This is a genomic window from Rhodococcus sp. C-2 (assembly GCF_027854095.1).
Lineage (GTDB): Bacteria > Actinomycetota > Actinomycetes > Mycobacteriales > Mycobacteriaceae > Rhodococcus_F > Rhodococcus_F qingshengii.
Genome location: NZ_JAQGFI010000019.1, coordinates 52,570 through 66,769 on the forward strand (window position 1 = coordinate 52,570; position 14,200 = coordinate 66,769).

Consider the following 14,200-nt stretch of genomic DNA (forward strand, 5'->3'; position numbering starts at 1 on the left):
CCAACACCGGTCACATATTCAATTGACTAGCAACACGCACTTCGTCTTTTCGGAAACCCAACCTCCACAAAATAAATCTTCTGCGCAAGCTTTTGGCTCGACCACGCAATTCAACAACTGAGAATCGACCATAGCATGATGGCAATTTCGAACAAAAACTCCGATATTTTCCCACCCGAAAATATTCATGTTTCCGCCGCAGTAAAATCGTGCGCTTCCAGCGCATATAACAACTCCGCACCGATTGAAATCGATGCTCGATTCGATCGCATACCTACATCGACAGGACCATCCTGGCAAACCGTCGGCCCCACTCGGGATCGGCGGAAACATGCTGGTCCAGCGGATTGGAGACAATCGCCCCGATCATTCGCAAGTACACGAGAGTGTCTCGCACCATCCACGTCCAATCGTCATCCCCGAGTCGTGTTCCGTCTGTTGTCGACCAACCCAATGCCGTGAGGCCTTCGATCATCACTTCACTACGTTCGGACTCCGACAAGCCGGCAGCCAACGTAAGGAACAGAATTCGGCCGGCTTCCTGCGCCAACTCACCCTTTCCCAACGGCATGGCCGACACGATGTGACGCCACAGCTCGCCTTCATAGGCAAGCACTGACGCGCCGAGTCGAGTCAGAAGCAATGTGCCTCGGAGTTTCCGGACAAATCTCAGTGTCTTTGCGACTTCAACGAGTACTGCTAATTGCGAGTCACTCCCTGCCGTGACACCGATCCAGTCGCTGCCCCAATCGAGTTCGTCTCGGGCGGCCGCAACATGGTCCGAAGGAAGTGCCCCGGACGCCGTCAAAACAATCCCACCACCTCGCGCGGAGTTCAGCAGCCACAGCAGTTGGCGGGTTGCTCCTTCACGCATCACCTCGAAATAGTTGTCATATCCGCCACGAAGCTCCGCTTCGGCAACTGCGGCAAACAGTTTCGGCGCGGAATGAACAGACAAGCGGCGCAAGAACTTCTCGAACAGCGAGCTTCCCACAGGCGGCGATTTATGCAGTGCCACTGCAATGGTGACTGCTGCATTGGACTCTGCGGGAACAAAACGTTCGGGATCGAACAGTCCGGTACTCGCCTGCACATTCAGGAACTCGCGATACCCGATCGGACCGCCAGAATCCTCCGGCGGGCACGCTCTCTCGCCGTCGAGACAGGATGGCTCAGGAATCGGCTGGTCTTCGACAATCTGCTCGAGAACCAACGTGTGACTCCACCTGGCGCGGGCGTTGTACTCATAACGGACGTACTCCCCTACCGCGGTAACTGCCTCGTCGATCCGGACTTCGTCCTCACCAAACTCGTCTTCCTGGTATCCGTCGCGCTCGATCACATCTGGCGCGATATACCGATCTGGGCCATTGTCCGTTGAATGATGGACACTCACCCACTGATGAGCGTGTTGATCTCCCCACCCCATCACCGCCTGCACAATCGAATGAAGTTGGTCCAGTTCGATATTCGACGGAACCGAAAACCGTCTCCAAATAGGCGGCGTGATGCAATCGAGTTCGATCCGCATGACAAAGTTCGCCGCCTCCGGCCGTCGACGCTGATTCCGCATCTGCCTCGGCGTAAGGACCTTCATCTGGCTTTGCGCCGCTTGATATGCAGCTACCACACGCAGATGTGAAGCTCGCCGAACTCTCTGACCCGTCATGCATGGAGGCTAGATCTACCTACCGACAGCCGAGATACTCACTGCCACAAGGCTGTCCGATTTGTCGGGGCTCGCATCACGTCGCTGGTCGGCTGTTAAAGTCCTGATCGCGCGGACCTGCCCAGGCATTTTCAATCATCCACTGCGCGGACAATAGTGTGCGCCGATTACCGTAGACCTGACAGCTACCGCACGAAAACAGTGCCCAGCGCCTGCTCGGACTGGCACAGAACATGAGGATCCATGAGCGACCAAGACACGACCGCCGACCAGCCCCTCCATATCAACGGCGCCATTGCCTTGGTGACGGACGAGCGCGACGAATTGGTTCGCCTGTGCGTTCAAACTCTCGCCGAACTACTGGGCAGTGAGCCTGCCACCGATGACGACGGCGACATTGTCGTGCCGGTTCACGGGTTTGTCGTCTACGTAACTGTTGCGGATGACGGCCCTCAGATCAACGTCTGGTCCTCGGTCCTGACGGGCCTCGGCAATCCCTCGCACGCTGCGACTCGACTGATCGAACTCGCGCAGGAATGGCCACGCCTGCGCTTCGCCTTCAGCGGCGACCACCTACTGGTCTCCACGATGCTCGACGCCGATCCCTTCGCGCCGCAGCATCTGCTGAACCTGATCGACGAGGTTCACGACTTTACTCACGAACTCGACGACGATTTTGCTGAGTCCTTCGGCGGCACCCTCGACTGCGACGCCGATGACGACAGCTACGCCGGCGACTGCAATCCCGGCGGTTGCGGCGGTGACTGTGACTGTGCGTGCGGCGATGATGCAGACGGCGTCGACGGTGATCTTGGTATTACACAAGTTAAGTAGTCTGGCTCATCTTCGATCTGCTCCGCAGAGCGCTCGCTGGCGAAGTCACGAAGCGACATAGATCTGCGTGCGGTGCCAGTCCAGATAGACAACATCCGGACGCTCCGCCTTGTCCGGCAAGATCAATCGGTCTCTCAGAGGTGGCTTCCCGAGTGCGGCGCGAAGCGGACCTTCGATCTCCATATCGCTCTCGACGCCGGGCGCGTAATGGAGGTTCAAGTCCTCATCGACGGTGATGAGCCCCGTATCGAAGGCAATGTCATGTGTCGGACACGCGGTGAAGCCGTTGCGACGGTCAAGTCGCTCTTTGTCAGTGCTGTCTCGCCAGGGCTTGATATGGCTTGCAGTAAGGAGGCGCGGCCGGCGTCGGCCACCGATGTTCGCGCTAAGGCCACAGAACACGCAGCGGTGCTCGTGATTGCTGAGTACGCCAGCGGCGAACCGATGCTGGCCGATCCGAACCCTCGAGGTCAGCAATCGCTGGGTGGTCGCGATGGGGATATCTTTACGCTCGCTAGACCACTTTTCGAGCGACTGCTCCAAGGATCTCTCGATCTCACTTTGGACTAACTCTTCTTGTCCCGCCAACCACAGCGTTTCGCCGTTTTCCAATTCGAGGAAGTCTGGCAACGCATGTTCGTCAATTCCGTGGGAACGCGCCGACCGCAGAATTCGAAGGTATACGTCCTGCATCAACACGCTGTCCGAAAGCATCAACGACGCGACTTCGACCTCATATCGCCCGCCATGACTACGTGTTCCATCCAGGTTCGCCATCTTTGCGATAAAGCTCGTGGGCGGACGCTTGAACAAACTCGCAAGATGCTGGACCGGCATTCCCGCTCGATGTGCAGAAGAGCTACCGAACCGGCGATGGTCAACCAACAGCGATGCGCAGAGCGACAACACGACCTCGCTCGGAACGAACGGCACCTGTCGGCTTCCCTTCGGTACCTCCTGACGTGCGAGTACCGATTTCCACTGCGCCTCCAGCGCGGCGGGCGATGGGTCAAGAAACTCGGAGATCACCGAAGGTGCCACTATGCGCCTTCCTGGTAAGCGTCCAACCCGCAAGTTCACACACTAGCCGGCGCCGCGCGGAATCATTCGAAGCCACTCATGTGGTATCGCCATCCACTGATGAAGGAGTCCGGCGAACCAGTGCGCCAATCTGGCGGCCCCAAGGACCACAACGGCGCGCTGAGAGGAGGAGCCCCTACCGGAACGCACTGCCCTTCGAGGTCAGTGCCTTCACCCGCTCGACGGTCCAGACCGCCAGCACATCGACCTTCCGTTTACGGCCGGTCTCCTTGTGCGTGTCGATCTCCTGCTCCGCGATGATGTCCTTGATCCCGTCTGCATCGAGGGCTGAAAGACGCTCCAGCAGCGCTGCTTCCCCATCGACCTTGAAGACGTCGAACGGGTCGAAAGCCCCCGGCTCCCGCTTCACCTTCGGTACAGCAGCACGACGACGCGGCGCCGGCGCAGAAGCAGGTACCACAACGGCGGATCCATCCGACGGAACTGCGAAAGCGCTTTCGATTGCCTTCGCGAACCGCGGGGTACGGGCAGCTTCCTCCGCGACGACCTGAACCAGCTTGGCCAGCAACACCGAGGCCGAGGCATTAGTTGCACCCAACTTCAAGAGCGCGGCACCGGTCTCCTGCACCTGCACGCGACGACGCGCCTCATCGATACCCGCACTCATAGCTTCGCCTGCGCTTCCGTGAGAATGTTCTGCGTAATTGCACGCATCTGATCGAACTGACCTGCATTGCCGTACTTCACCTTCAAAGTGCTGTACGGGTGAAACTCCGCCGACGCGGCAATCTGATTCGACTCCGCGAGATATTCCGGCAATACGTGTGGGACGTTGGGATCGCGCCGAAGATTTCGCACAGTCGTGCGGTGCACCGCCGAGTTGGACTTGTACTTGGTGATCACCAACCCGAGTTCGAAGAGTTCACGGCCGAGTTCTTTGCCGAACTTCGCGATGTGCGTCTGTATCTGCGGAATGCCGTACGTGGAGAGTACATCCGGGATCGTGGGGATCACGTAGCCGTCAGCCATGGCCAATCCGTTGAGTGTGATCGGCCCGAGATTCGGCGGGCAATCGATCAGAACATAGTCGTAGTACGGCATCATCGGGGCGACGGCATCCCTCAACAATTCAACCGGCTTGGTGGAGTTCCGATCAGCAACCCGAAGGGCACTGATCTCCTCCTGCAGCTCGATCAAATCGAGAGATGAGGGAAGCAGATCCACACCCGTCACTCGCTTGACCGGCGAGACTCCGCGCTGAATCGAAGCTTCGAGATCGAAGTTCGACGTGCCATCGACAGCGTCACGGAAAATGGTTGCGCTGGTCAGCCCTTGCTTGTTGAGTTCGAGCCAGTGATCCTCACTGATCATCATCGTCGTGAGATTGATCTGCGCATCGAGGTCGATCAGCAGCACGCGCTGACCGAATTCGAGCGACATGAACTCGGCCAACCCCGCGGTGATCGTCGTCTTACCGACGCCGCCCTTGAGGTTGATCGTCGCGATCGTCTTAGCCATCAGAACCCATTCCTGTCTCCCACCACAACACACCTAGTTCGCATCGACGATCGCCCCTGTCCCCGACTGCTTGACCCGAAAACCGATTCGCCCCAACGGCTCCGCCGCGTGCGGAAGCGCGTACGAGAACAACGTCGCAAAATCGCGCGAGTCCACGGGACCAGCCTGTGCCCGTTTCAACTGACGAGGAGCCGGATCGTTCGCAAATACCAGAATCAATGCACCGCGAGTCTTCCGATGAAGTGCACCCGCAAGCGGTCCGCCGTTCTTCTTCGGGCTGCCCGCAATGTGCTCGATCGCATCGCGCTCACGAACGGCCGTACCGGTGAAACCTGTTCGGTACTCGCGTTCCTGGCGTTTGCGATTGACGATCGGAAGTTTCTCGTGCCAACCCTTGATCTCGATCGGCTCCCGGGTCTTGGGATACGGAAGCAGAACTGCGAAGTCTTCGAGCAATCCGGATTCGATTGCGGTCGAGAGCGCTTCGCGGTGGGGACCGAAATCCCACCCGTTCGCCCACTCGAACTGGTCGACGGCCTCCAACACCACATGGGCAGGGACGATGCCATATCGCGCAGTGAACGATCGCGAAACGTCATCCTTGTCAACGAAATTGAAGGACCCTGTTTCGTCCAACGACTTCAACAAGGGTGTAACCGCCTCGAAGTGCCGAGCGTTGATCGAACCGTCGCCTCGCGGGGGCTGCATCGTGAAGCTGAAACTTTCACCACCCATGCCTCGATAAACCAGATCGGCGTTGAACATCTTGTTTCGAGCCGTTGGTCTGAGCCACGGCAGCTGCTGAAACACCATCGGCGGCACATCGCGTGGAGTGACCCACGGTTCGCCCTTCTCGTTCACGCCGCTGAATCTGGTGAGCTCGTTCCGGAACTCCTGCTCGTCCCGAACGATCGCCTCGAACGCCTTGTACATGTCGTAGTCCGCGCCGGCGGGTCCGCCAACCGTGCGGCCGATGAACAGGCGCACCAAGTCTCGGTGCCCGGGGCGGAATCCGAACCATCGTCCCATCTGCATCAATGTGTCAGCTTGGCCCGTTCGACGCGTGTAATAAGTGATGGTCAGGCCCTCGACCGTGAAGCCGCGACTCAGCTTCGTGCCGCCGACCAGAATCTTCCACACGCCGCGTTCCTGGAAATCGAGGGAATCCTGTTTGTAGTCCTTCTCGGCCGCACCGTTCACCACGATAACGGGGCTGGTTCCCTCGGAAATCTTGTCGTAGGCAGCGCCGATGAATTCCTCCAACTCGGCAAACGAACCAGGATTCTCCAGTTCACTGCCCCGAGCCGCACTCACCACCGCAAAGTCTTCGGCCCAGAGCTTGTCCAGCCGGGAAAGACTCTTGGCCTGGCTGTATCCGGCCGATTTCCACAAGGCCTTGAAGTCGTCGGCTACGGCGTCATGCTCGGCCTGCTTCACCGATTCGTGCACCAACATCGTGTGGTGCCGATACGGCTTGACGCCCTTCGATTCCCGGAAAAGCTTGATCGCCCCGGTCAGGACAAACGAGTCGAGAGCCCGCAATTGTTCGGCAGAACGATCCTCGTCGCACTCGGCCCGGAGATCCCGTACGTACGCTTTCTGGTTCGAATTGGCCGGAGTCTTGTCGTCGTCTTCGAGATCGTCGAGATCGTGGAAGTCCGCACCACCCATGTACGGGCCGGGCCGCTCGAGACTGACGATGAAGTCCGAAGGAAAGACGTTGACGCTGTCTTCCGGATCGACAAACACATTGGCAAAAGGTGTTGCGGTGTAACCGATGTACTGGGCACGCTTGAGTAGACCGAGGATCTCAGCAATCTGACCGTTGATCGCCGTCCGCTCGACCTGCTCGGTTTTCATCTTCTTCGGATCGATCGTGTTCACCGATGCCTGATCGGCTTCGTCGTCGATGATCAGAGCCGGGATCTGATCGAGCTCGGTCGGGACTTTCTTCAGATCGGCCACCAGCTTCTTGAGGCTGGAGACGTTCTTCTTCACGACCGCGATACGAATATTGCTCGGGTACAGATTCTTCGGATCATTGAGTGGAAGAGAGTGATCCACGGTTTCGAAGTGCAGTGCGCTCAAGCCCGCGAGCAGACTCTTGTAGTCAAAGGTCGAGGTGGTGAGCCGACGGATAGCCGGGATTTCATTGGTCTTGTTCGGATCGATTTCGTGTTCGAGAAAGTTCCCGTCCCGCCAGTCCTCGTCGTTGGCGTAGTCGTCGTCCACACCGGCACTGATGTTTTGACGACCGACCATTTCCATGTCGAGGCGTCGCTGAGTCTGGCTCCGGAGAATCTCGATAGTGCCGGTCAGAACGATGACCAAGCGGTACCCAGCGTCGATCGCCTTGGCCACGACGCCACTGAAATTCGCCGTCTTCCCGCTCTGGACGTAGCCGACCACCAAACCTTCGGACTGATACGGCTCGGGCCGCGTCGGATCCGCAAGCCGGTGCACAACTTCAGTCGTTGCAATGTCCAGCTTTCCGATTGTCGCCTCGTCCCAGTTCTTGTCGGCTAGAACTCGCTTGTAAGCGCGCCAATAGAAGTCGTGCTCGCGCCGGCGCTCGGAGGTGTACCAGGGGTCCCACGGCTGCTGAGCAGCAATGACAACCGGCCCACCTTCGCGAGGGAAGTGCGCATCCATCTCGGCGTGGGCGTCGACCGGCAATCCCAACAAGTCGTAGATCCGAGCTCGCCGTTCCGGGCTCTGCGGAACAGTCGAGCCCACCCACGTCTCAACACTTTCCGCATCCCACTGCCGGAGACGCGAGGTGAGCGCCGTTCGTACACCGACAGCACTGTCGTCGAGGAACACATCGATGATGTCCGCGATGGTCAGGCCGTCCGGATAGCTCGCTCGCAGGCGCGCGTTGACCGGGTACAGCACGTTCTCGGGCGGAAACCCGTCACCGAGTTCACGTGCAACCGCACGGAATACTTCATCACTCACTGCACTACCTGCTCCCGGTGCGCTGCCACTGCGGAAATCAACACTTCCTGCCACGCCTGCATCTTTTCCCTCTGACGCGCGCCGATTCTCGTTCCTTCGAACATCTCACTCACCAACAGGAAGACGAGAGTCTTGAGCACCGGAGCATCAGCCGGGTCGAGACTGCGACGTCCGAGCAGATCACGCCGAAAACGCGCATTGATCCACAAAGTCCGAGTCTTGAGGTCGACTTCGAAGAACTGATCACGCGCCAAGGCTCGCCAACCCACAGCAACAGGATCATCACCGACGCTGAATTCGAAGGCGTCGCTGAAGGAATCGAGCACGTCTTCCGGAAAGCCGGATGCCGGCTCGATGACGCTGATCGGCCGAGGTGCAGAACTTCGGGCTGCCCGCACGACGCGCTCGGCATCGGTCAGATACGAACGGAATCCACCGTTGCAATCCGTGAAGACGGCCCCGTCGACGGCAGCCGACGCAGTGGCGTCGAGCGTCACCCCCGATTTCTCGGGATTGATGGTGATGTGCTGCAGCAGAGAATCGTTCAGATCGACAGCAATTCGTGCCAATCCGTAGTCCGGTCGGCCCCGCACTATCGCGTTCCAGCCGCCGATCTGCAGGAGTCGATCGTGCCGATAGAAGTAGAGCCCCTGCTGGTCGCGGCCGGGGGCGCCGTGGATGCGAAATTCCGGTGCATTGCTCCGGGCGGGCCACAGGTGAGCTTCGGCGGTTACTGTGGCACCGGCGATCGACACGGTAAGTGTCCGAGGGTAGTTGGGGTCGCCGGTGCGCGGATACCGGAACGGGTCGATGGCACTGACTGTGCGCAGCGCGCCGGCGCGTCCCGCTTCGACGTCGAAGACATCCACAGTCAGAGCGATCCGGCCGGATTCGATGAGACGGTGAAATACGACGCCGAGGTGACTGCGCACGTCGTTGATGGTCTGTTCGAGCCAGCTGGTCTGCTCGTCCGCGTGCGCGGACATGAGAAATGTTGTGATGCCGCGCCATTCGACAACAGTTCCGGTGTCGAAGGGAAAGCGGGGCGTGACTGCGTCGAAGAATTCTTCGGCTTGCCGGTCCTCGATCACCGAAACTGACTGACGCCCCTGCACTGAGGCCGAGTCGATCTCGCGGCCCTGCGTCGGGTGCCCGGACTTTCGAGACCACACTCGGAGCAACCGAGCCTGACTCAACGACGCCGCCTTCATCCCTACACCGAAATGACCCAGGTCCCCGGCGGCATAGTCGCGTCGGCGGCCGTAGGTCATCGCGGAATCAATGGTGTCACTGTCCATGCCGGAGCCGTTGTCGATCACCATCATCGACACGATCCGTGTGCCGTCCTGAACGAACCTGATCAGCACGTGGGAGGCCTCGGCGTCGAGGCTGTTGTCGATCAGATCGGCGAGCGCTGTCGCGATGGTGTGGTGCAAGCCGATGGCGCCGGCGAGGGACTCGTCCGCAGCAAGGATCTTGGTGCCCACTATGCGGGTGTCCGCGACGTCAGTCATGGGATGCATCCTTGCCCTCTACCTCGTCGATTTCGGATGCTTCGCCGCGCCTCCATGCCGCCTCCAGGAAGTCCAAAACCACGTCTTCACCACGATCTTCGTACGCGCGCAGTATCTTTCGTGGACGGTCTTCGCCGTCCAGACACACGGCTTCGGCGAGAATCCGCACCACATGTCTCTCGGCAGTTCGCAATGGCTCGCGATTGCCAACCTCTGCAAGTGCCTGACGTAGTGGGTCGATGTCAGAGTGAACGATCGCCGGTCGGACCACGCGGAAGGTTCCGTCTTGCCACAGCTCGAGCAACACGTCTTCGCCCTCCACAGCGGAGAGTTCACGCAGGAATCGGCGGATAGTGCCGAACGTCGGCTGCGCTCCGGTCCACCGAACTGCTTGAACGCCGAGGTGGCTCTCCAACTCGATGGTCTCACCGCGCACACAGCCGGCAGCGACTGCAACACCGGCGGGTACAGCAAATCCGGAGCCCCGCAGATGATCGGAGGTCACGGTCAGTCGATACCGCCACGTACTACCTGACCGGTACAGGCGGCGAGTCAACTCTGGCGTCTTCGCAGTGTTGCGTGTCCGCTTGCGCCGGACTATCCCGTCACCACCAATGTTGAACTCACTGGCTTCTTCAGCCTCTCCCGAAGAAACCGGTTCCTCCCCAACGGAATCCGCGCTTCCCCAGGCGTGCAGCCGCCACACTGCGCCGTCGAGCGCCACGCGATCGTCGGCCTCGAGCGCGCGCTCGATCGACCGCTCACTGCGATCGGACTTCAGTAAGTCCACTAGCTCGACGACGGACTTCGGCGATCCGACGGCTTCGAGCGCGCCGACTGCCAGATCGGAGATCCGACGCGCACGCGTCAGCGCAGACTCCGCCACAACGACAACGCCGCACCACGCAAGCCACTTCTCCAGTTCGCCGCGTGACATCGACACCACTTCGGCGACGTCGTCGAGTGCAACCACACCGTTCGGGGACTCAAAGTCCTCGAGCAAGGTCTGAGTCCGTTTCTTGGCCTCTGCGACGCCCGGAGCGGCAGCCCAACCGTCAGTCACCTCGAAGTAGTCGTCGAGACGGTCCAGAACCAACCACAGCGGAACTCCGTAACCAGGCACCTCCGCCGCGATGCTCGGATGCACGTCGAGGAGGCGATCAAGCGAAGCTACCGGCTGAATCTCGACGCGCAGGCTGGCAAGCAGGTTCCCCACCGCCGTCCCGAATCCGCACGCCGCGTTGAGTTTGGCTTTCACGTCGGCCTCGATCTGCCCGACTCGCCCCGAGCCCACACCGAGCTTGGCTCCGATCGCTCCCCTGCGCTGCGGAACTCGCGCCACGATCCGCTCACGCAACACCAACGACTCCCGCTCATCGAGCTGCGAGAAGAGATTGTCGATCTCGTCCATCGCGTCAGTACGGTCCGTGTCGGGCAAGTCGTTCGGCGTCAGAGCCGAGATCCGGGCGGCAACTTCCTGAATCGAGGCCGGAGATTCATCGTCGATCTCGACGGTGACGAGTGGTCTGCTGTCCTGGCCTCGGACCCGTCGCCACATTGCCAGCTGAGCGAGATCGTCGAGCAGCGCTGTGATCGCGGGTGGGGCAACTGATTCCTCAGCGGTCTCGACGCGGGCGAGCGGAGTCGTCATGACCGCACAGACCAACAGGTTGAGCACTATGTCGTGCACCGTCTGTTCGCTCGTTCCGCGCACGCCGAAGATCTCAGCGGTCGTATGCGTCAGTAGACCGCCGATTGCTTTGTCGGTGGTGAGCCGTGACAACGCCGTCACTGCGCGAGTATCGAGACTCAACACCTCCAGCGGGAGATCTTCACCAAGGAGCGGAAAGCTCTCTTGTAATACCGCTGCCGCGTGGTGAGCGATGTAGAGGGACGCCAGCTCGGAGAGAACCTTCTCGAGATCGACCTCGAGAACAGTGAACGACGGCGCTTCGCTGAACCACCAATCAGGTGACGGTGCCAGCGGCTCGAGCAGCGCAGCACGATCGGATACGTAGTCGTCCAGCCAAGGAAACAGATCGACCCACAGCGTCTGACTCAGCTCGTTCGCGGGAAGCGAGTTCACACCCAACGTCAACGCACTACTCCCACTCACGGATACCTTCATTGCGGTCAAAACCGACCGCGATGTCGGTAACAAGTTACTGCAGCTTGTGAGCGGTCGCAGCGCCGGACCTGCTTACCCGACAGTCAGACTTTCTCCGCTCAGTCGACGGCGGTGAAACCCTTCGCCCGATCTTTGTCGACCGACGTCCACAGCGTCGTCGACAGTTCGGCCTTCACCAGCGGGATGACCTCCTCGGCAAAGCGGCGCAGAGTGTCCTTCTGCTGCTCGAAGTCGAGCACGTGATTGACCGACACCGATTGGAAATCGTGGCCGTAGCTCTGGTGGTAATCGAGGATCTTCTCGGCGACTCGCTCCGAAGACCCGACCAACGCCGGCCCGCGGTCGACGGCTTCCTCGATCGTCCGGAAGCTCGTCGACTTTCCGACCGCTTTGGGGTCGTGCTTGCGTTTGTCAGCTTGTGCAACGGCGCCCTCGTAGATCGGACGGAACTCTTCGATGGCCTGCTCGGTCGTGTCGGCGAGGAACAATCCGCCCGAACCCGATCCGACGTACGCCTTGGACGGGTCGTGCCCGTACGCCAGGTACTGCTCGCGGTAGTGGTCGATCAGCACTTTGTAGTTCTCACGAGGCTGGAAGGCGTTGGCGGTGACGATGGGGTCGCCCCACTTCGCCGCGAGTTCGACGGCCTCGAACGAGGTAGCCGATCCGTGCCAGATACGGAACGGGCCGTCATACGGACGCGGTAGCGTCGTCGCGTCCTCGAGCGATGGTCGGTGAGTTCCCACCCACTTGACGTTCTCCTCGCTGATCAGCAGTTTGAGGAGTTCGTAGTTCTCGGTGAGGTATTCGTACTGCTTGGCGATGTCCAGACCGAGCAGTGGATATTGAAGGACCTCGTTGCCCTTGCCGATCACAATCTCGAGACGTCCCCGGCTCAGCTGATCGATGGTTCCGAAATCTTCGGCGACTCGAATCGGGTCGAGTAGCGACAGAACGGTGACACCCGTCGAGAGCAGGATTCTGTCTGTGGCCTGCGCAATTGCCCCCAAAACGACGGTTGGCGCCGACGAAAGAACCGGCCCGGCGTGGCGCTCACCCACCGAGAACGAATCGATACCTAGTTCTTCGGCGAGAACCGCCAGTTCGACGACGCGGTTGAGCCGATCGGATGGGGCAACTTCCTCGCCGGTCACTGGATGGGGTGGGTTGAAAATGATGTCCAGAACCTGAAAACGCATGACCCGTCTTTCTCGATAACCGCACAGCGCGCCTGTCCCTCGGAGGCTAGTGCGCGGCGGCACGACGGATCTGCCATCCGAGGACGCGCCCAACGCAACGAACTCGCGAAACACTCTATTCAGCAACATTTTTCGCCTCAATGAGACCATTCAGTCGATAAAACTCTCACCGATCCGAAGTCGACCGAAAACATGCCGAACTCCCGCCAGGCAGGACCTGTGTCACCGACCAATCGAGCGCACGGTAAACATGAAGTACTAAGAGTGCGTTCCCTTATCGTTAAGAGGTACTTGTTATGAACGGTGCGGCAGCCATCGGTGATGGCATATTTCAGATTCCTGTCCCGATCACGGACAACCCGCTCGGCCACACGCTCGTCTACGCCATGGAATCCCCCGGCGGACTGATCTTGGTCGACGCCGGATGGGGTGACGACAACGGCTGGCAGGGCCTAAACGCAGGGCTCGCCGAGATCGGGCATTCGGTGACCGACATCGAGGGCGTCGTGGTCACGCACTTCCATCCGGACCACACTGGACTGTGCGGCCGGGTCCGCGAGGCGTCCGGCGCCTGGATCGCCATGCATGAGGACGACCACTACCTGTTCGATCAGATGTCGACTGCGCGTAACGACGAGTGGATGGCATATCAGCTCGAGAACATGGAACGCGCTGGAGCACCCGCAGCCGACCGCGATGCATTCCGGCTTGCTGCCGCGGGCGAGTCTCCCGTGGGCCCCGAGTCGGCCCCCGACCGCCTTCTCGCGGACGACGAGATCATTGCACTCACCGGCCGTGGCCTCCGCGTTGTCTACACCCCCGGCCACACGCCTGGTCACGTCTGCTTCTACCTCGACGACGCCGACGTCATGTTCACCGGCGACCACGTCCTGCAGAAGACGACACCGCACGTCGGCAACTTCGTGTACCCCCTCGACGAGCGTGACGCCCTCGCCGACTTCCTCGACTCGCTCGCACGAGTGCAGAACATGAACATCACCCGCGGTCTCGGCGCTCACGGCATTCCGATCGACGACGTCGGAGGTCGCGCCGGCGAGCTGATCGAGCACCACCAGGAACGACTCGATCACCTGCTCCAGGAGTTCGCCGACGACAAGCTCACCGTGTGGGACGTCGCGGCAAAGATGAAGTGGTACAAGCCGTGGGCCGAGATCTCCCCGATGGGAAAGACGATGGCGCTCTCCGAGGGCGCAGCTCACCTTCGCCATCTGGTTGCCCGAGAGCAGGTCTCTCAGGTCCCCGGCTCCGAGCCCGCGCTCTTCGCCCGCTCGATCTGAAAGATCAGGGCCGACAAGCACTCCGCTCGTCGGCCCTGATC

10 protein-coding genes are annotated in these 14,200 nt (G+C 60.2%); 2 read left to right on the plus strand and 8 right to left on the minus strand.

Going from position 1 to position 14,200, the window contains the following annotated elements:
* Window positions 1-274 precede the first annotated feature (274 nt).
* Window positions 275-1,573: a plasmid pRiA4b ORF-3 family protein gene (locus PCS43_RS30375; RefSeq protein ID WP_306674061.1), complete on the minus strand. Its 1,299-nt coding sequence runs from the start codon at window positions 1,571-1,573 to the stop codon at window positions 275-277.
* A 339-nt stretch (window positions 1,574-1,912) separates the two neighbouring features.
* Between PCS43_RS30375 and PCS43_RS30380 the strand changes: the two genes are divergently transcribed.
* Window positions 1,913-2,503 carry a T3SS (YopN, CesT) and YbjN peptide-binding chaperone 1 gene (locus PCS43_RS30380; protein ID WP_209909250.1) on the plus strand — a complete coding sequence of 197 codons (591 nt, stop codon included), beginning with the start codon at window positions 1,913-1,915 and terminating at the stop codon, window positions 2,501-2,503.
* Between the two features lie 45 nt (window positions 2,504-2,548).
* Here PCS43_RS30380 and PCS43_RS30385 read toward each other — a convergent pair whose 3' ends face one another.
* The 7 genes from PCS43_RS30385 to PCS43_RS30415 form a co-directional block, all read right to left on the minus strand.
* Window positions 2,549-3,544 carry an HNH endonuclease gene (locus tag PCS43_RS30385; protein ID WP_054825839.1) on the minus strand — a complete coding sequence of 332 codons (996 nt, stop codon included), beginning with the start codon at window positions 3,542-3,544 and terminating at the stop codon, window positions 2,549-2,551.
* Between the two features lie 175 nt (window positions 3,545-3,719).
* The gene (locus PCS43_RS30390) at window positions 3,720-4,211 is read right to left on the minus strand and encodes a hypothetical protein (protein ID WP_042447940.1); all 492 of its coding nucleotides are present in this window, start codon (window positions 4,209-4,211) and stop codon (window positions 3,720-3,722) included.
* Window positions 4,208-5,062, minus strand: coding sequence for a ParA family protein (locus PCS43_RS30395; RefSeq protein ID WP_209909252.1), 855 nt, complete (start codon window positions 5,060-5,062; stop codon window positions 4,208-4,210). The genes PCS43_RS30390 and PCS43_RS30395 overlap by 4 nt, the downstream gene beginning before the upstream one ends.
* 33 nt (window positions 5,063-5,095) lie before the next feature.
* The gene (locus PCS43_RS30400; protein WP_209909255.1) at window positions 5,096-8,020 is read right to left on the minus strand and encodes a Z1 domain-containing protein; all 2,925 of its coding nucleotides are present in this window, start codon (window positions 8,018-8,020) and stop codon (window positions 5,096-5,098) included.
* The gene (locus tag PCS43_RS30405) at window positions 8,017-9,534 is read right to left on the minus strand and encodes an ATP-binding protein (RefSeq protein ID WP_209909258.1); all 1,518 of its coding nucleotides are present in this window, start codon (window positions 9,532-9,534) and stop codon (window positions 8,017-8,019) included. Before PCS43_RS30405 ends, PCS43_RS30400 begins: the two co-directional genes overlap by 4 nt.
* The gene (locus PCS43_RS30410) at window positions 9,527-11,650 is read right to left on the minus strand and encodes a hypothetical protein (protein WP_256261660.1); all 2,124 of its coding nucleotides are present in this window, start codon (window positions 11,648-11,650) and stop codon (window positions 9,527-9,529) included. The genes PCS43_RS30405 and PCS43_RS30410 overlap by 8 nt, the downstream gene beginning before the upstream one ends.
* 110 nt (window positions 11,651-11,760) lie before the next feature.
* A complete protein-coding gene (locus PCS43_RS30415; RefSeq protein WP_070160174.1) occupies window positions 11,761-12,861 on the minus strand; it encodes an LLM class flavin-dependent oxidoreductase in 1,101 nt (366 codons plus the stop codon).
* A gap of 296 nt (window positions 12,862-13,157) precedes the next feature.
* Here PCS43_RS30415 and PCS43_RS30420 point away from each other — a divergent pair, with 296 nt between their 5' ends.
* Window positions 13,158-14,159, plus strand: coding sequence for an MBL fold metallo-hydrolase (locus PCS43_RS30420; protein WP_070160171.1), 1,002 nt, complete (start codon window positions 13,158-13,160; stop codon window positions 14,157-14,159).
* Window positions 14,160-14,200: the final 41 nt, after the last annotated feature.

Excerpts from the sequence above, each read along its gene's own strand:
- PCS43_RS30375 (WP_306674061.1), bottom strand. The coding sequence starts at position 1,573 with ATGCGGAATCAGCGTCGACGGCCGGAGGCGGCGAACTTTGTCATGCGG.
- PCS43_RS30380 (WP_209909250.1), top strand. The coding sequence starts at position 1,913 with ATGAGCGACCAAGACACGACCGCCGACCAGCCCCTCCATATCAACGGC.
- PCS43_RS30390 (WP_042447940.1), bottom strand. The coding sequence starts at position 4,211 with ATGAGTGCGGGTATCGATGAGGCGCGTCGTCGCGTGCAGGTGCAGGAG.
- PCS43_RS30395 (WP_209909252.1), bottom strand. The coding sequence starts at position 5,062 with ATGGCTAAGACGATCGCGACGATCAACCTCAAGGGCGGCGTCGGTAAG.
- PCS43_RS30405 (WP_209909258.1), bottom strand. The coding sequence starts at position 9,534 with ATGACTGACGTCGCGGACACCCGCATAGTGGGCACCAAGATCCTTGCT.
- PCS43_RS30415 (WP_070160174.1), bottom strand. The coding sequence starts at position 12,861 with ATGCGTTTTCAGGTTCTGGACATCATTTTCAACCCACCCCATCCAGTG.
- PCS43_RS30420 (WP_070160171.1), top strand. The coding sequence starts at position 13,158 with ATGAACGGTGCGGCAGCCATCGGTGATGGCATATTTCAGATTCCTGTC.